The following is a 17,175-nucleotide window of genomic DNA, read 5'->3' on the forward strand; positions in this document are numbered from 1 at the left end:
ACTGTGGATTCCCACTGTCGCAGCATGCCCAAAGCGGGCCGGGAATTCGACAGTTGTCGGCGGGTCAAGCGCCAACATCACCGAAAGGCGCGATCACGGTCGCCCCATGCCGCGGTACTCCCAGCCGGCCTGGGTCCACAGTGCGGGGTCGAGGCAGTTGCGGGCGTCGACGATTCGGCGGCCGGCGACGAGGTCGCCGAGGTGGCTGGGGTCGGCGTTGCGGAAGTCGGCCCATTCGGTGAGGACGCAGACCAGGTCTGCGCCGGTGACCGCCTCGGCCATGTCGGGCTCGTAGGTCAGTTCCGGTACGGCCCGGCGGGCGTTCTCCATGCCTTGGGGGTCGTAGACGTGGACGTTGGCGCCGGCCTTGTGGAGCAGGGCGGCGACGGCGAGGGCGGGTGCGTCGCGTACGTCGTCGGTGTTGGGTTTGAAGGTGGCGCCGAGCACGGCGATGCGGGTGCCGGACAGGTCGGGGCCGGCGGGGCCGGAGCGGCGGCCGAGCAGGTCGGCGGCGAGTTGCAGGACGCGGGTACGGCGGCGCAGGTTGATCAGGTCGACTTCGTGCAGGAAGCGTAGGGCCTCGCCGGCGCCGAGTTCCTGGGCGCGGGCCTGGAAGGCGCGGATGTCCTTGGGCAGGCAGGCGCCGCCGAAGCCGAGGCCGGCCTGGAGGAAGCGGTTGCCGATGCGGGGGTCGTAGCCGATGGCCTTGGCGAGTTGGGTGACGTCGCCGCCGGAGGCTTCGCAGACCTCGGCCATGGCGTTGATGAAGGAGATCTTGGTGGCGAGGAAGGCGTTCGCGGCGACCTTGACCAGTTCGGCGGTGGCGAAGTCGGTGACCACCAGGGGTACTTCGCGGTCCTCGGTGGCGGCGAGGTCGAACACGCCCTTGTGGGCGGCGTAGAGCATGCCGTTGGCCCACTCGCTCTTGACCCCGACGACGATCCGGTTGGGGCGCAGCACGTCGTCGACGGCGAAGCCCTCCTGAAGGAACTCGGGGCTCCATGCCACCTCGACGCCGAGGTCGGCGGGGGTGTGTTTGCCGACGAGTTGCTCCACCCATTCGGCGGTGCCGACCGGGACGGTGGACTTGCCGACGATCAGCGCCTTGCGGGTCAGGTGCTGGGCCAGGCCGGTGACCGACGCCTCGACGTAGGACAGGTCGGCGCCCATCCCGTCGGCCCGCTGGGGGGTGCCCACGCAGATGAAGTGCACGTCACCGAACTCGGCGGTCTCGGCGATGTTGGTGCTGAACCGCAGCCGACCGGCGGCCAGGTTACGCCGCAGCAGCTCGTCCAGGCCGGGTTCGTGGATCGGCACCTCACCCGCGTTCAGCTTGGCGATCTTGTCCGCGTCGACGTCGAACCCGAGCACCTCGTAGCCGAGCTCGGCGTAGCAGATGGCGTAGGTCGCGCCGAGGTAGCCGGTGCCCAGGAAGGTCACCCGAGGGCGGGAGGCACCCGAGGGGGGCGTGACCGCCGCGATGGCGGGCACCGGCTGGGTGTTCGGGTACGGGATGGTCACGCCTGTCTTCTCCGCTCACACTGGCGCCGCGTGGCTGCGTCGCATTCCTTTGCGGCGCCACGGCGGGGCGCCGGAGAGGTGGTGGTCGTCTGCTGGGTTCCATCATCGCCGAGCGGCTTCAGGGTTTCGTCTTGCCCCAGCCTACGCGCCGGTAACATCGCCTGAACTGTGGTCGTTATCCTTCAGTCTGCGCGGTGGGTGTCCAGGTGACGCTACAGACTGCGCATGATAGCGGTGAAGGGGAGGGGCTGACATGGCCGCAGAGCAGTCGTTCGACGCGTACCGCCTGCCGGAGGAGCACGAGGCGATCCGGGAAGCGGTCCGTGAGGTCTGTGCGGCCAAGGTGGCTCCGCACGCGGCCGAGGCCGATGAGACAGGTGAGTTCCCGAAGGCGTCGTACGACGCGCTACGTGCCGCCGACTTCCACGCACCGCACATCCCGGTCGAGTACGGCGGGGCCGGAGCGGACGCGCTGGCCACGGCGATCGTGATCGAGGAGGTCGCGCGGGCCTGCGCCTCGTCCTCGCTGATCCCGGCGGTGAACAAGCTGGGCACGATGCCACTGCTGCTGGCCGGCTCCGACGAGATCAAGCGCCGCTACCTGACGCCGGTCGCCAGCGGCGAGGCGATGTTCTCGTACTGCCTCTCCGAGCCGGAGGCGGGCAGCGACGCGGCCGCGATGACCACCCGGGCGGTACGTGACGGCGATCACTGGGTGCTCAACGGTGTGAAGCGCTGGATCACAAACGCCGGTGTCTCGGAGTTCTACACCGTCTTCGCGACGACCGACCCCACCGCCCGCTCCCGGGGCATTTCCGCCTTCGTGGTCGAGAAGTCCGATCCGGGGGTCAGCTTCGGCGCGCCCGAGAAGAAGCTGGGCATCAAGGGCTCCCCGACCCGCGAGGTCTACCTGGACAACGTCCGGATCCCGGCGGACCGGATGATCGGCGCCGAGGGCACCGGCTTCGCCACCGCGATGAAGACCCTGGACCACACCCGGGTCACCATCGCCGCGCAGGCCGTCGGCATCGCGCAGGGCGCGCTCGACTACGCCAAGGGGTACGTCGCCGAGCGCAAGCAGTTCGGCAAGGCGGTCGCCGAGTTCCAGGGCGTGCAGTTCATGCTCGCCGACATGGGCATGAAGCTGGAGGCGGCCCGGCAGCTGACGTACGCGGCGGCCGGCCGCTCCGAGCGCGGCGACGCCGACCTGACCTACTTCGGCGCGGCAGCCAAGTGCTTCGCCTCGGACGCGGCCATGGAGATCACCACCGACGCGGTGCAACTGCTCGGCGGCTACGGCTACACCCGTGACTACCCGGTCGAGCGGATGATGCGGGACGCCAAGATCACGCAGATCTACGAGGGCACCAACCAGGTGCAGCGCATCGTGATGGCCCGCCAACTGCTCAAGGACTGACCGGAACCGGGTCGCCCGTCCGGCTCTCGGGTGGGCGACCGCCTGGGCCCGGCCGTTCGCCCGCCCGCCGTGCGATCGCCAGCGCGGTCCGTGGCACCGGCACCCGCTGCCAGTGGGCGACGGCCCGCCGGATCTCGGTCACCAGCAGCCGTCCGTGGACGGTGAGCCCGTCGGTGGCCAGCAGCGCTTCGGCCGTCCGGCGGCAGGCCGAGCGCAGGCGACCGAATTCGACCTGAGCGTGCAGGACCCCCGGCGAGTGCGGCTCGCGGTGCCACTGCCGGTACCAGAAGCCCAGTACGCCCGCGTGCGCGTACAGACCCTGCACCAGGGCGGGCAACGGACGCGGATCCGGCCGCCACGGGGCGTGCAGGCGCAGGTCGTGCCCGCTCCGGACGAGCGGGAAAAGATCGGCCAGGGCGGCGAGCTTGCTGTGCTGAAGTTCATGCACCAGCGCCGCCGCCACCGAGGGTGGATCGCCACCGGCGGAGAGCGCGACACAGCCCGCCCCGTCCGGATGGGTTCCGCTGACCAAACCGTCCGTGTCGTCGGTTGTGGGTGATCGAGCCGGCACCGGCATGATCATGGTGATCGCGGCGGCCAACGCTCGGGCGTGTCGCCGGTGGTTGGTGGTGAGTACCCGCCATGCGGCGGCGAGGGACGTGTGCAGCGCCGTGGTCTCGGCGCGGGAGACCGGCCCGGCGAGCGCCGGATCGACCAGCGACCACAGCTGGTCGAGGCGGACGTCGAGCCCGCCGCCAGCGTGCAGCCGGGGCAACGACGACCAGGACGTGCCGTCCGCCGGCCCGTCGTCGACAGTCACCGCCCCCGCGGCGACCTCCAGCCGGATCGCGCTGGTTGCCGGCGGCAGCAGGACGTGCCCCAGTGCGGGCAGCGCGAGGCGTCCCGGCATGCTGGACCGTGTCGGGAACTCGACACGCACCGATGCCCCGGCTGCCATGGCGACGGCAGCCGCGATTTGCGCCAGGGCCGCCGGCCGGGCGCGCGCCGGGTCCGTCGAACGCAGCGCGGCGAAGGTGTCGGCGAGCCAGACCCCGACCGTGGGATAGAGCAGGATTCGCCGCGCCGCCGCCGGGTGAGCCGCCCGCAGAACCCCCAGCTGCTGCCAGGCATGCAGGGCCGGGGCTGCGTCCGGGTGGCGCTGCCGGACGGCCAGGTCCACCACTGCGCGCAGGCTCAGCAGGTTCCGGCTGTGTCGGGCGGCGAGCAACCGGTCGATGGTGGTCGACCCGCCGCCACCGCGCGCCACCGCCAGGAAGGACTCGGCCGGCATCCGATGCCGCGGGGTGCGCATGGTGCCTCCGTTGACGTCGGTCGACGGCGGGGACGATGAATAACTGTGAAGGCTACGATAGGTTACTGTCGAAGCGCTGGCTGTGCTCGTCGGGCTACCTGGGCGGGGGTCGAAGGTGAGGCGGACCATGCCGGGGATGGAAGGCGAGCCCCGACCACTGATCTCCGAGCTGATCGATGTGGACGGTCTCACGCAGAATGAGCTGGAAGCCCTGCCCCGAAGTCTGCTCCACCGCTCTCTGCGGCGGCTGCTGTCCGAGCGCGACGAGTGGGCCGGCGACTTCCTGTGGTTCGACAACGTCAACACCGGCAACCCGGGGTTCGATCGGCGCGACCGCCGTCCGGCCGAGGAGGCTGGGACGGCGGAGATGGGGGAAGGCGGCATGGACGACGACGGCCGACCGGAGCGCCGGTGACCGGGCCGGTTCGGGTGGTGAATTCCACCATCGCAGGCACGCAGGTGGTGGCGTTCCTGGCGCCCGCCGGCCAGGTGGGACGGACGCGCATCGTCAGCAACCTGGGTTGGATGCTGGCCCGTGCCGGGCAGCGGGTGCTTGTGGTCGACGCCGGGCGCGGTGCCGGCCGGGTGCACGAACACCTGCGGATGTTCCACGTCGAGCAGTGGCCGGTCGCCGAGCAGTTGCCGCCAGATCTCACCCGGTTGCTGTTCGCCGCACCGGCCGCGGCCAGCGGTACGGAGCCGGCCCTGCGGCGGTACGCGGCGACACCCGGCCGGCTGGACGTCGTCTGGATCGCCGACCCGACTCCCTCCGACCCGAACGGGGCGGGGGAGGCCTCCCGCAGCGAGCTGCGCCGGCAACTGCGCTTCACCGAGTACGACACGGTCTTGCTGGTGCCCCGGGTGGCCGCCGGCTGGGTGGCCCAGTGGGTCGCGGTGCTCTGCGACACGGTGGCGGTGTGTTTCCCGTACGACCGGGCGGGGCTGACCGAGGCGGTGGAGCTGGGCCGCCAGGTGCACGGGGCGGCCCCGGCCGGGGTGCGCGTCGTCTCGGTGGCCACCGGGCTGCCCGAGGGGGATCCGGACGGAGTTGCCCGGCACCGCCGGTCGGCGGCTAGCCGCTTCGCCGAGGCCCTCGCCCTGCCGGCCGGCAGCGATGAGCTGGTCACGGTCGAGCTGCCGGCGGTGGCCAGCGGGCCGGCCCTGGTGCCGTTGCTGGACCGCTCCGCCCATCAGACCAGGCTGCTCGACGCGTACGGCGGCTTGCTGTCGGCGGTCACCGACGGCCGGCTGGGATCGGTGCCGGAGGAAGCGGAGCCGGCCCGCCTGCGCTACCAGTACGCGCTGAACCACCTGCTGCCCGACGGTCCCGGGCCGGTCGCGGTCAGCTATCCAGTGGCGCAGCGGCCCTGGGTTGACTGGCTGCGGACGGCACTGGCCGGCCTGGGGGTGACGATGCGGCCCTGGCCGGCTCCCGGGCCGGAGGGGCCGGGTCCGGCACCGGCCACGCTACTGGCCGTGGTGCCGTGGGACGGTTCCGCCGACGACTGGCTGTCCGAGCAGGACGATCAGGCTCGCGCGGCGGGCTGCGCGGAGATCCTGGTGGTGCGTACCGGCGAACTGCCGACGGGTGGCCCACCAGCCGGGCGGACCGGTCAGATCGACCTCGCCGGCTGTTCGCCGGAGACGGCCCGGCGGCGCCTGGCTGGCGCGCTGGGGCTGGCCGGGCTGCCGCCGGTGGACGACGACGGCCGGGACTGGAGCCCTGCTCTGCCCGGCACTCGGGAGCCAGCGACCATGTTCCGGCTGCCCCGGCGTCGACGCCGGTTCGTCGGCCGTGACCGGAGCCTGGAGGAGTTGCGCGATCTGCTGCTGTCCGGTCCGGCCGGACACGTCCTGGAACTGCGCGGGCCGGCTGCGGTCGGCAAGACCAGCCTCCTGTGTGAGTACGCCCACCGCTTCCGCCACGACTATCAGCTGATCGCCTGGATCGCCGCCGACAGCCGCTACGACGTGCGCAGCTCGCTGACCGACCTCGCCGCCGATCTGGGGGTGGAGCCGAAGGGCAACCCGGTTCAGGAGGTACTGCGGGAGCTTGGTCGACGCCCGGGGCAGTGGTTGCTGATCTACGACGGCGCCGACGAGGAGGATCTCACCGGGCTGCTGCCCGAGGGCACCGGCCACGTGGTGGTCACCCGCCGCAACGGAGCCGACGACGAGCAGGCCGCCGCAGTGGTCCAGCTCGGCCAGCTTACCGACGATGAGGCTGCGCAACTGCTGACCAGCCGGGTGCCGGGGCTGTCCCCCGCCTCGGCGGCGACCGTGGTGCAGACCGTCGGTGGCCTTCCGCTGGATCTGCGACTGACCTCGGGCCTGCTCGGGCAGGCCGGCATCCTGCTCAATCAGCGGCAGGGCGCGGCGGAGTCGCGGGCCGCCGACAGCGTCGTACCGGCGTTCTGCGCGGCGTTCGCCGAGCGTGATCCAGCGGCCAGTTCGTCCACCCGGATCGTCCAGGTCGCACTGGCCCTGATGGGTGAGGAGCTGAGCGGCCGGATGGCGGTGGTGCTGGCCCAGGCCTGCGCCTTCACCTCCCCCTTGGGCATGTCGCTGCGGCTGGCCCGGTCGCGGGAGATGCGGGTGCAACTCGCCGCCGCGTTGCCGGACGCGGACGCGGAGATGCTCCGACTCGACGGCTGGGAGATGGACCGGGCGCTGGCGACCGCCGCCCGGTACCGGCTGCTGGACGTCGACTGGGGCCGGGGCGGCCGGCTGCGGATGCACCCGGTGGTTCAGGGGGTGCTGCTTGCCGAGATGTCCGAGGCCGAGCGCGAGGAGCGGCGGGACCAGTTCCTGCGCGGCCTGGCCGACAGCGCCCAGCCGTCCGTGGCCGCCGAATCGGCCGAGCGCCGTGAGTTGCACCGGCACCTGCACAGCTCCGGAGGGCTCGACGCGGACGGTCCGGACGAGGTCCGCCGGCTCATCGTCGAACAGCTCGAACACCTGCTGGTGCGCGGCAGCCACGAGACGCCCGAGGCGCTGCGGAGTTGGCAGCCGGTGCTGCAGCGGTGGTTGGACACCTACGGCTGGAGTGACCGGTTGACGCTGCGGCTCGCCACCCGGCTGGCCGACGGACACCGCATCCTCGGTCGGTACGCCGAGGCGCACCGGATCAGCGTCGATACGCTGCGGGAGGGGCTGGCGCTGTTCGGACCGGAGCATCCCCGGGTCCTGGTGACCCGGCGCGGCCTCGCCGGGGACCTGCGCGGGTTGGGTGAATTCCGGGCCGCGCTGGTGGAGGACCAGACCACCTGGCGCGGCTTCCGGGACCAGTTGGGCAACGACCATCCCGAGACGCTGGTCGCGGCACACAACCTGACCCTGTCGTTCTACCTTGCCGGTCGGGCCGACGAAGCGCTGGCGGAAGCGCGTCGCACGCTCGTGCGGCGGCAGCGGCTGCTCGGCAATCACCATCCGAGCACCCTCCGACTGATCAACGATATCGGCCGGTACCTTTGCGAGTTGGGTGAGGTCGACCAGGCCCGGCGGTTGCTTCAGGACGCACAACAGCGCCGTTAGCACGACCTGGGTCACCGGGACGACGACGAGTTGCTGCTGCGCATCATCCGCAACCTGGCGGTGACCGCGCGCCGGCAGCGCCGGTTCACCCGGGCAAAAGAGATCAACGGTCAGGCATACGTGGCGCTACGCCGGATGCAGGGCGCGGACGGCCCGCTGACCCGCAGCTGCCGGGCGAGCCTCGCCGTCGACTACCACCTCACCGGTGAGATCGGCGACGCGGTGCGGCTCGTCGAGCAGAGCCTCACCGGCTACGAGCGTGACCTGGGGGCGGCGCACCCGTTCACCCACGTCTGCCGCAGCCTGCGGTCGGTGCTGCTGCGGCCGACGCAGGCCGGTGAGGCAGTGGTGGAAGGCAACAAGGCAGTGGCCGGTCTGGACAGCACGCTGGGATCCGGCCACCCGTGGGTGGTCGCCGGGCTGATCAACCAGGCCGGCAACCTGTCCGTCGCAGGCGAGCCCGACTCGGCGGAGCAACTGCTGCGCGACGCGCTGGAACAGGGCCGCACGTTCCTGGGGCACCACCACCCCTATCTGCGGGCCGCACGCCGGACGTTGGCCGAGGTGATCAGCCAAGGCGAGGTCGGCGGCGCGTCCGACTCCGGCATGGTCTCGTTCGGCTTCATCGATGTGGAGGTGCCGGAGACATGAGCGCGGACACCCCGGCCGACGCGGCGCAATCGCCGACCCCAGCGGTACCGAAAGGCAGCCCGACGACGCAGGTAACCGTCACGGTGGGTGCCCATCTCGGCGACCGCCCACCGCCAGCGATGCGGCTGTGCGAGGAACTGGTCGCCCGGTTGCCGGCGCTGGCGCACCTGGCCCGCTACACCGCCGGCACCGGGGACTTCGCGGTGGACCTGGCCGGCGCGAGTCCGTCACCGGCCCAGCGTCAGCTGATCGGGCGCGACGTGGTGTACGCGATGGTCGGTCTCGACGCGCAGTTGCGCGGTGCCCGCAGCGGTGACCTGGTGCGCCTGCTGCTGCACACGGACCGCGGTGCGCTGATCGGTCTCGCCGTCCTGCGGGAGCAGTACCTGGTCGCGCTCACCTGGCCGGACGAGACGCTCGGCGTGTCCGGGGAGGCCGCCGAAGCGGTCCGCCAGGTCGATGCGGAGCTGTCGGGCCTGGCCAACCAGTTGCGCCGAGCCGTCAGCCAGCGACCTGCCGACTACGGCGGCTGGCTCGAACTCAGCGACGAGGAACGGGCCTCGATCGTTCGGGCCGCTGCGGTGTCCGAGGCCACCTCGGTCGACGCGGACGGAATGCCGGCCCGGGTGTGGGCGCGTACCGCCGCAGCGGAGTCGCTGGCCACCATCTGCCGCCGCCATTTGAGCGTGGACGGTCTGCATTTCGTCGCGGTCTGCCGACCAGGGGAGGTGCTCGCCACGGCGGACGTGCTTGACAGCCCCCGGCTGGAGCGGTTCTTCGACGGCACCTCGGCGGAGGCCCGCCGGGACTTCTACACCCTGTTCGGCCAGCGGCTCGACGTGCAGCTGCGGGCACTGATCCGGGCCGCGCACCCGGCGCTCGGCGCGCGGGTGCACCGGCTGGTGCTCGACGTCGAGCAGGGCGAGATCTACTGTCTGCCGCTGTCGGTCGATCGGTACCTGCTCGCGGTCACCCTCGATCAGCATCGGGTGCAGACCGCCGAGAAGCAGGCCCTGGCGCTTCGGCGGGCGCTGCCCTGATCTGCCGCACGGCAGAGCGGGCGACGACGGTCAGTGCTCGGCTGTGCCGAACGGTGCCAGGAGCTCGTGATGGACCCGGGCGCTGAAGTCGCTCAGGACCTCCTCGGCCTCCTGCTGCTGCTGACTGCCGACGCCCGGATAGCCGACCATCTCGCGCAAGGCGCGCAGCTCGTAGAGCGGAAGGTAGCCGTAGACGACGTCGAAGACCTTGCACAGGTCATCGAGGCGCTCGCGATGAGACATCGCCAGCCGGCCGTCGGTGGTGGACGTCGCGGTCCGATACCAGTCGACCAGGGCGTGACCGAACGCCTCGATCAGCGCGTTCAGCAGGGCGGTCACGCCGGTCGCGGCCTGCACCTGTGAGGTGCCGATCCGAGCGCGTACCGATTGGCGGGCCGTCCGGCCACTCTCGCCCTCGTGGAACGTACGGCGCAGCAGTTCCCGTGTGGACGTCATCAGGTCCACCGAGCCGAACGCGTCGTCGAAGAGTTGCACCACTGGCTGCGGCAGCGTGGTGACCACGCTGGCGTGCCCCTGCCGGTCTCCGATCCCACCACGCTGGATCTCGTGTAGCTCCCGCTGGATCGCGGTGAGCTGCTGGTCGTAGTGTCCGCGTAGGTCGTCGAGCGAACCGGTCAGCAGGGTGATCATGTGCTGAGTCGCGGACTGGCGGCGATCCAGCCGGGCCAACTGCGGGGACAGCGTCGCGAGCGGGCCCTCCGCCGTGTAGCGCTCCTCCAGCCGGGCCGCCATCGCCTTGAACTCGACAGCGAAATGATCGGGAAAGGACCGCTGCCGGTAGGCCAAAGGTTCCCGGCCGATGGCGTCGAGCAACTGCTCACGGAACCGGTCTGGAAACGGGCCGAGGACGACCAGCAGGAGTTCGCAGTCGGTTTGGGACCTGACGGCCCGGCCCCGCTGCTGCACCGTCGCCAAGTCGAACTCGTCGAGCATCGGCTCGGCGAGCAGGACGCCGCAGCCAGCGCCCTGGCTCCCGACCGGCACCCAGTAGTCGACCCGGGTGTCCTCCGTACCGCCCACGAAGTATCCGGGCACGTAGTTGTCGTATCCCGAGGCCACCAGGACCTGGCGGATCTCGTCCCGGACGTTGACGGTGCCGTCCGAGTCGTACAGCTCCCGAGCCTCCTGCCGCACCATCGGATGGGTGACGGTGGAACGCTGGTCACGGGCACGACGCCACAGCCGATGGCACAGCGAGATGATGCCGCGCGGCACCCCGTTGGCCAGCTCGGCCACGTACGCCAGGGTCTGCTCGGTGAACGGTGCCAGCCGTCCGCGCTGCCGATTGCGTACGTACGCCTGCACCTCGACGGCGGTGAGCGGTGACATGACGATCTGCTCGTCAATGCGGTCCCGCACGTCACGCCGCATGTTGCTGAGCAGATCCGGCAGGCCGGCCAGGAGCAGAAAGGTGTTGGACGCGGCGAAGACCCGCAGCATCTCCTTGAACGCGTCGAGCGCCTCGTCCTCGTGCCGACCGGCGGCGGTGAGCAACTGGTCCAGCTCGTCGATGACCACGACGAAGGGATGTGAGCCGTGCCCGATCAACAGGGCGAACACCCCCATCGCCTGAAGGGCGGTCGTCTCGCTGCTGGTGATCGTGCCGGTGATGCCGCGTTCGCGCAGTACGTCGGCGGGGGGGCGGCCGCTGAACCACTCCCACACCGCGTCCTCGAAACCGCCTCGCAACAGCAGGGTGAGTGCCTGAGAGAACTCGGCGTTCCCGGTCACCTGCCGCAGTCGTTCGCGCAGCTGAAGCAGGAACTCGCTCTCGAACAGGCTGAGCCGGTCGACGGCCCGGACCGGGTCGATGTGACCCGCGGCCAGCTTCTCCGCCAGCGGCAGGGTCGCCTCGGAGGCCCGCAACTCGTCGGCGACGATCTCGGCGTAGTAGCGGCGGACCCGGTCGTGCACCAACTCCCGCCGTTGGGCCAGCCGGTCGGCGAACGCCCGGTACAACGAGATGAAGGTGTCCGGCGGCGCGTTGAGGTGCATCGACTGCACCCCGCCGGAGCGTTGCTCGGTGGCGTACCGGATCAGGTGCGCCGCGAGGTGGGTCTTGCCGGTGCCGTAGTCACCGACCACTGCCACCACCTGCCCGGAGGGCACCCGCGGGTCATCGGCGCGGCCGGCGAGGTAGGTGTCCATCGCCCGCAGGGCCCTGCGGATCGCCGGTGTCTCGATGGTGAACACTGTGGAAGCGCCGTCGGCGATCTGCGCGACCGCGCTTGAGGGGAAGGGGTTCACCTCACCGGTCAGATCCAGGTCTTCGGCGTCCATCAGGGTCGCGTCTCCAGCAGGTCGGCGGCGTGCTTCACATAATGATCAGAGATGTGTTGATAGGTGACTTCCTTCGGAAGGACACTTTGTACGCGGAGTTGCGCGTACACGCCGTACAGTAGCCGCTGCACCTCGCCGATGGAGACAAGCCGACGACTGATCAGTTCCTCCAACGCGGTCTTCGCCACCGGCGGCAGCACGTCCCGCAACGGGTGCAGGCGCTCGCTGGCGAAGACTCCGGCATCGGCCGAATCGAGGCGGCCCACCTGTAGGTGTACCGGCGGGATCGCGCCGGCCTGGTCCATCCGCAACCGGTGGTCGTTGGACAACTCGGCGGTCGTCTCGGCGAAGAAGACCATCCGCTGGCCGACGTCCTGGGTGTACTGGACGAGTTCGTCGACCAGTTCGGTCGACGGCAACAGAACGATAAGCGCGCAGTGCTCGTCGAGGCAGTTCGGCAACGTCCGCAGCGCCTCGTCCGGGCTGTGCCGCTGCTGGTAGGCGAGATCGTGGATGAGCGTCTTGTTCGCGTACAGCTTGTCGAGCAGCGCGGCGTAGACCCTGGCCCGGCGCGCAGCCATCGACTCGGCGATGGTACTGCCCCGAGTGACGTCGACGACCACTGCGGTCAGTTGCGCCTCGGTGCGCATCTGATCCTGCAGCCAGTGCGCACAACGGTTGATCAGCGACGACTTCCCACACCCTCGACCACCAGCGGTCACCACCAGCCGCCCGTCGAGGCGCAGGTACCCGGGATCGGTGAACCGATCGCAGAACTCCTCGAAGGCCCCCTGGGTGTTGTCCACCGGCACGTACAGCCCGAGGTGGGTCTCGTGCCGCAGCGGATTCAGCGGAGCGTTGTCGCGTACCTCGCCCGGTAAGGCGAACGGATTTTCCGGCACCGTGGTCACCGGTGAAGACCCCCCGTCGTCATCGCGCGGTCACCGGCGGCCGGTCCCGGAACAGCCCCGGTTCTTGGATCGCCTGGGCGACCCGTTCGACGTCGGACTCCAACCGCAGTAGCGCTGCGCGGACGTCGGACGTCCAGCCCCGCCGGTCCGGCGGGCGCTGGGCGTGCCAGCCGGCGGCCAGCGACTCGCCGTGCGGCGCGGCGTCCAGTGCCGTGCTGATCTGCACCGGCAGGTCCCAGGCGGGATGCGCCGCCGCTACGGCGTTCAGCCGGGCGGCCAGCTCCAACCGCCGGTCGACGACGGCCTCGTCGTCGGGTGCCAGCCCAGGGCCGGGCTGCGCCAGCTCGCGCAGCAATTGCTCGACCGCCAGACGGTACGCCCGCATGGCGTCGCGGAGCCGTTCGGCCTCCATCCGCCGGGCGCCGGCGGTGGCCAGCCGGCGGGTGAAGTACGCCGCGAGCACGCCGGTGACGACGGCGAGGGTGCCGCTGACGAGCGTTACCACCAGAGAGGGGGCGAGCGTGGACCACGGCGACGTTCCACCGGACCCGGCGCCACCCTGCTTGCCGGCGGCGATGAGGGCCAGGCAGGTCCGGTCGAAGTCCGCCGGTTGGGCCGACCGCCACGCCACCAGGTCACCCTCGCCTCCGGGCCAACGTAGCGTGTCCACAGTCGATTCGGGCGAGACCAGGCCGAGGCTGCGGGCCGCGTCCACCAGGGCGGGCCGACGTGCCGCGGCCAGACAGTGGACCACGGCCCCGTCGTCCACGGTGGGCCGGGCCCCGGAGCGGCGCCACAGCCAGCCGGTGACGAGCAGGACGACCAGGAAGACGACCGCCGCCACGACCGCGAGGCGGGCAAGCGTGACGAGACGCACTCGCATAGCCGCTGACTGTAGTGACCGGTGTCGAGGTGGTGGTAGGGACGAATGGGGCGGATGTCCGCCCGGACGGCCATCGAGCGCCACAGCTGACGACTTTGTGGCCGTCCGGGCTCCGGTCAGCTGGTGGCGTCGTCGCGTCGGGGCAGGTTGCCCGGCGGCGCCGACCAGGGCGACCCACCTCCGGTACGTCGGGGTAGCGGCTCGGTCGGCGTCGAATCCGGATCCGGATAACCCAGGCTCAGCGGCGTGGTGTCCCGGTCCGCCGACGGGTTCGGTGACCAGTCGGTCAACGTCGGGTCCGTTGCCGGCGCGTCCGGTGTCGCCGACGCTGGCTGCGGCACCGGGGCTGGCCACCGCCGCCAGCGTTGCCCACTGAACGTCGCGACCAGCAGCAGCATGCCGATCAGGAAGAGTGTGCCGTTCTCCACCGGCAGCCCCAGCGGCAGCGGGTCGCCGAGAAACTCCCAGCCGGACGGGATGCGTTCGCGCACCTGGAAGGGCGCGATGAACAACCCGATGTACGGGGTCACCAGCAGCAGCCCGGCCACCAGCGGGCCGAGCGGTGAGATGCGCAGCGTGCCGAGCAGGCCCAGCACGATGCCGCCGACAGCGAGGTACACGGCCGGTTCGATGAGGTTGGCCGTGTTGGAAGTGCCGATTTCCACCCACCGGTCGACGGTGCCGGCCGACCCGTCCTGACCGAGGGTGATCAGCACCCAGGTGACCGGCACCACCACCAGCCCTGCGAGGAAGCTCCACAGATGTCGCATCCGCGCACCGTACCGTTTCCGACATGACCGAGCACCCCGCCACCGCCCTGCCGGGCAAGCCGACCTCGTACTCCCGGGTAACCCTGAGTCGGATCATGACCGCAGTGGATGTGAACCTGTACGGAACGGTGCACGGCGGGGTGCTGATGAAGTTCGTCGACGACGTGGCCGGCGCGGCGGCGGCGCGGCACAGCGGCGGTACGGCGGTGACCGCCGCGATCGACGAGATCGTCTTCTCGGAGGCGGTCCGGGTGGGCGACCTGGTACACGCGTACGCCCAGGTGAACTGGACCGGGCAGACCTCGATGGAGGTCGGCGTACGGGTGATGGCGGAGCGCTGGGACTCGGCCGATGAGGTGCCGGTGCGGGTGGCCACCGCGTACCTCGTCTTTGTCGGGGTCGAGGTTGGTGGCGCGCCCCGGCCGGTACGTCCGGTGTTGCCGGAGACGCCGGAGGACGAGCGTCGCTGGCGGGAGGCGGAGATCCGCCGCGCCCACCGACTGGCCCGCCGCCAGGCCATCCAGGCGGCCCGCAGCGAACCCTGAGGCCCTCGGCAGGCTCACGCTGCGGCATCCCTACGTGCGCCGTAGCCACACTTGTCGTGCCCGGGGGATGTGGGGCGGGTACATGCGCCCGCAGGGTGCGGGTGCGGAGAATGGCGCTTCGAGGTAGGGCAAGATGGCGCCACGGCCCACCGCACAGCGTCGTGCCGGGCCAGGGGAGGAGTGGACCAGTGACGGACGTGCTGTGGACGCCACCGGCGGACGTGCTCCAGCGGTCACGGATCGGGGCTTACCTGCGTTGGCTCGCCGAGCACCGGGGGCTGACGTTCACTGACTACGACGCGCTGTGGCGGTGGTCGGTCACCGACCTTGACGCGTTCTGGCGGTCGATCTGGGACCACTTCGGCGTCGTCGCGCACACCCCGCCGACGGCCACCCTGACCGACCGGGACATGCCAGGCACCCGGTGGTTTCCCGACGCCACCCTCAACTACGCCGAGAACGTGCTGCGGATGCCGGGCCGGGCCGAGGACGAGCCGGTGGTCGTGGCACACGGGCAGACCCGGGCGCCGGTCACCCTGACTGCCGGGCAACTGCGCGAGCAGGTCCGCCGGGTCGCAGCCGGGCTGCGCCGGCTCGGCGTCACCACCGGCGACCGGGTGGCCGCGTACGCACCGAACATCCCCGAGACGTACGTGCTGATGCTGGCCACCGCCAGCCTCGGTGCCATCTTCTCCTCCTGCGCGCCGGAGTTCGGCACCCGCAGCGTCACCGACCGGTGGCAGCAGATCGAGCCGAAGATCCTGGTCGCCGTGGACGGCTACCGCTACGGCGACAAGCCGGTGGACCGGCGCGCCGAGGTGGCCGCGATCCGGGCCGCGTTGCCGTCGCTGCGGCACACCGTCTCGATTCCCTACCTCGACCCCGACGGTTCGGCGGCGGACGGGGCACTGGCCTGGGCGGAGCTGGCGGCTGAGACCGACGAACCGCTGGCCTTCACCCCGGTGCCGTTCGACCATCCGCTGTACGTGCTCTACTCCTCCGGCACCACCGGGCTGCCCAAGCCGATCGTGCACGGACACGGCGGCATCCTGCTGGAACACCTCAAGATGCTCGCCCTGCATCACGACCTCGGTCCGGCCGACCGGTTCTTCTGGTTCACCACCACCGGCTGGATGATGTGGAACTTCCTGGTCTCCGGGCCGGCGGTGGGCGCGGCGATCGTGCTGTTCGACGGCAACCCCGGCCACCCCGACCTGGGCGCGATGTGGCGGCTGGCCGAGCAGACCGGCACCACGTACTTCGGCACCTCCGCGCCCTTCCTGCTGGCCTGCCGCAAGGCCGGGCTGATCCCGCGCGAGATCGCCGACCTCTCCGCGCTGCGTGGCCTCGGCTCCACCGGTGCGCCACTGCCCGCCGAGGGCTTCACCTGGGTGTACGAGACGGTCGGCAGCGATCTTCAGCTCCAGTCGCTGTCCGGCGGCACTGACGTCTGCACCGGTTTCGTCGGCGGCGTACCGCTGCTGCCGGTGCACGCCGGTGAGATCGCCTGCCGGGCCTTGGGCGCCAAGGTGGAGGCCCGTTCTCCGGATGGCACCCCGGTAATCGGGGAACTGGGCGAGTTGGTGATCACCGAGCCGATGCCGAGCATGCCGGTAGGTTTCTGGAACGACCCGGACGGGGTCCGCTACCGGGAGGCGTACTTCGACGTCTATCCCGGAGTGTGGCGGCACGGGGACTGGATCACCATCAACTCCCGGGGTGGGTGCGTCATCACCGGCCGCTCCGATGCCACCCTGAACCGGGGCGGCGTACGGCTCGGCACCGCCGAGTTCTACTCCGTCGTGGAGGGGCTTGACGAGGTCGTCGACTCGGTGGTGGTGCACCTGGAGGACGACGAGGGCGGCGCCGGTGAGCTGCTGTTGTTCGTGGTGCTCGCCGATGGGGTGACGCTGGACGACGAGTTGCGTCGGACGATCTGCCGCGAGTTGCGCACCGCGTTGTCCCCCCGGCACGTGCCCGACGAGATCCACCAGGTCCGCGCGGTGCCACGCACCCTGTCGGCGAAGAAGCTCGAGGTGCCGGTCAAGAAGATCCTCACCGGTACCCCGGTCGACCAGGCCGCCGCCAAGGGCGCTCTGGCCAACCCCGACTCCCTGGCCGCCTTCGCCACCCTGGCCCAACATCGCACCCCGGACCGCCCCACCGCCTGACCCGACCCCGGACGCCGGCCCTCGACCCCTCGACCCCGAGCCCCCAGCACCGCCCAGCCGGCTCCGGCTGTGACTCGGGCTGGGGGCTCGGGCTGGGGCGTACGGGCTGGGCGCTGGTA

At 71.1% G+C, this 17,175-nt stretch carries 13 protein-coding genes; 7 read left to right on the top strand and 6 right to left on the bottom strand.

Features of this window, described 5'->3' with window-relative positions:
* Positions 1 to 93 precede the first annotated feature (93 nt).
* Positions 94 to 1,521, bottom strand: coding sequence for a UDP-glucose dehydrogenase family protein (locus ACN26Z_RS06435; RefSeq protein WP_093406450.1), 1,428 nt, complete (start codon positions 1,519 to 1,521; stop codon positions 94 to 96).
* Positions 1,522 to 1,774: 253 nt separating this feature from the next.
* Here ACN26Z_RS06435 and ACN26Z_RS06440 point away from each other — a divergent pair, with 253 nt between their 5' ends.
* Positions 1,775 to 2,938 carry an acyl-CoA dehydrogenase family protein gene (locus tag ACN26Z_RS06440; RefSeq protein WP_282239983.1) on the top strand — a complete coding sequence of 388 codons (1,164 nt, stop codon included), beginning with the start codon at positions 1,775 to 1,777 and terminating at the stop codon, positions 2,936 to 2,938.
* On the opposite strand, the gene ACN26Z_RS06445 is transcribed toward ACN26Z_RS06440, so the two are convergent.
* Positions 2,928 to 4,250, bottom strand: coding sequence for an aKG-HExxH-type peptide beta-hydroxylase (locus ACN26Z_RS06445; protein WP_421460222.1), 1,323 nt, complete (start codon positions 4,248 to 4,250; stop codon positions 2,928 to 2,930). The genes ACN26Z_RS06440 and ACN26Z_RS06445 overlap by 11 nt on opposite strands.
* 127 nt (positions 4,251 to 4,377) lie before the next feature.
* Here ACN26Z_RS06445 and ACN26Z_RS06450 point away from each other — a divergent pair, with 127 nt between their 5' ends.
* From ACN26Z_RS06450 to ACN26Z_RS06465, 4 genes are read left to right on the top strand one after another with little or no spacing between them, the layout of a single operon-like run.
* Complete coding sequence (locus ACN26Z_RS06450; RefSeq protein WP_421460223.1) at positions 4,378 to 4,665, top strand: hypothetical protein; 288 nt, start codon at positions 4,378 to 4,380, stop codon at positions 4,663 to 4,665.
* Positions 4,662 to 7,784, top strand: a complete 3,123-nt coding sequence (fxsT, locus tag ACN26Z_RS06455; protein ID WP_421460224.1) for an FxSxx-COOH system tetratricopeptide repeat protein — start codon at positions 4,662 to 4,664, stop codon at positions 7,782 to 7,784. Before ACN26Z_RS06450 ends, fxsT begins: the two co-directional genes overlap by 4 nt.
* Before the next feature lie 30 nt (positions 7,785 to 7,814).
* Complete coding sequence (locus tag ACN26Z_RS06460; protein WP_421460227.1) at positions 7,815 to 8,435, top strand: tetratricopeptide repeat protein; 621 nt, start codon at positions 7,815 to 7,817, stop codon at positions 8,433 to 8,435.
* Positions 8,432 to 9,475, top strand: coding sequence for a hypothetical protein (locus tag ACN26Z_RS06465; protein WP_093406456.1), 1,044 nt, complete (start codon positions 8,432 to 8,434; stop codon positions 9,473 to 9,475). The genes ACN26Z_RS06460 and ACN26Z_RS06465 overlap by 4 nt, the downstream gene beginning before the upstream one ends.
* 30 nt (positions 9,476 to 9,505) lie before the next feature.
* On the opposite strand, the gene ACN26Z_RS06470 is transcribed toward ACN26Z_RS06465, so the two are convergent.
* The 4 genes from ACN26Z_RS06470 to ACN26Z_RS06485 form a co-directional block, all read right to left on the bottom strand.
* The gene (locus ACN26Z_RS06470; protein WP_282239979.1) at positions 9,506 to 11,776 is read right to left on the bottom strand and encodes a BREX system ATP-binding domain-containing protein; all 2,271 of its coding nucleotides are present in this window, start codon (positions 11,774 to 11,776) and stop codon (positions 9,506 to 9,508) included.
* Positions 11,776 to 12,687 (bottom strand): hypothetical protein, encoded by a 912-nt coding sequence (locus ACN26Z_RS06475; RefSeq protein ID WP_421460229.1) that lies wholly within the window; start codon positions 12,685 to 12,687, stop codon positions 11,776 to 11,778. The genes ACN26Z_RS06470 and ACN26Z_RS06475 overlap by 1 nt, the downstream gene beginning before the upstream one ends.
* A 19-nt stretch (positions 12,688 to 12,706) precedes the next feature.
* Entirely contained in the window at positions 12,707 to 13,570 is an 864-nt protein-coding gene (locus ACN26Z_RS06480; protein WP_139233161.1) for a hypothetical protein, read from the bottom strand.
* A gap of 116 nt (positions 13,571 to 13,686) precedes the next feature.
* Positions 13,687 to 14,340 (bottom strand): hypothetical protein, encoded by a 654-nt coding sequence (locus tag ACN26Z_RS06485; RefSeq protein ID WP_421460230.1) that lies wholly within the window; start codon positions 14,338 to 14,340, stop codon positions 13,687 to 13,689.
* A 23-nt stretch (positions 14,341 to 14,363) separates the two neighbouring features.
* Between ACN26Z_RS06485 and ACN26Z_RS06490 the strand changes: the two genes are divergently transcribed.
* Both ACN26Z_RS06490 and ACN26Z_RS06495 read left to right on the top strand, forming a co-directional pair.
* Complete coding sequence (locus ACN26Z_RS06490; protein ID WP_164446051.1) at positions 14,364 to 14,885, top strand: acyl-CoA thioesterase; 522 nt, start codon at positions 14,364 to 14,366, stop codon at positions 14,883 to 14,885.
* A gap of 188 nt (positions 14,886 to 15,073) precedes the next feature.
* A complete protein-coding gene (locus ACN26Z_RS06495; RefSeq protein ID WP_421460232.1) occupies positions 15,074 to 17,056 on the top strand; it encodes an acetoacetate--CoA ligase in 1,983 nt (660 codons plus the stop codon).
* The last annotated feature ends 119 nt before the right edge of the window (positions 17,057 to 17,175 follow it).

The organism is Verrucosispora sp. WMMD703, from assembly GCF_049178935.1.
In the GTDB taxonomy this organism is placed as follows: Bacteria; Actinomycetota; Actinomycetes; order Mycobacteriales; family Micromonosporaceae; genus Micromonospora; species Micromonospora sediminimaris.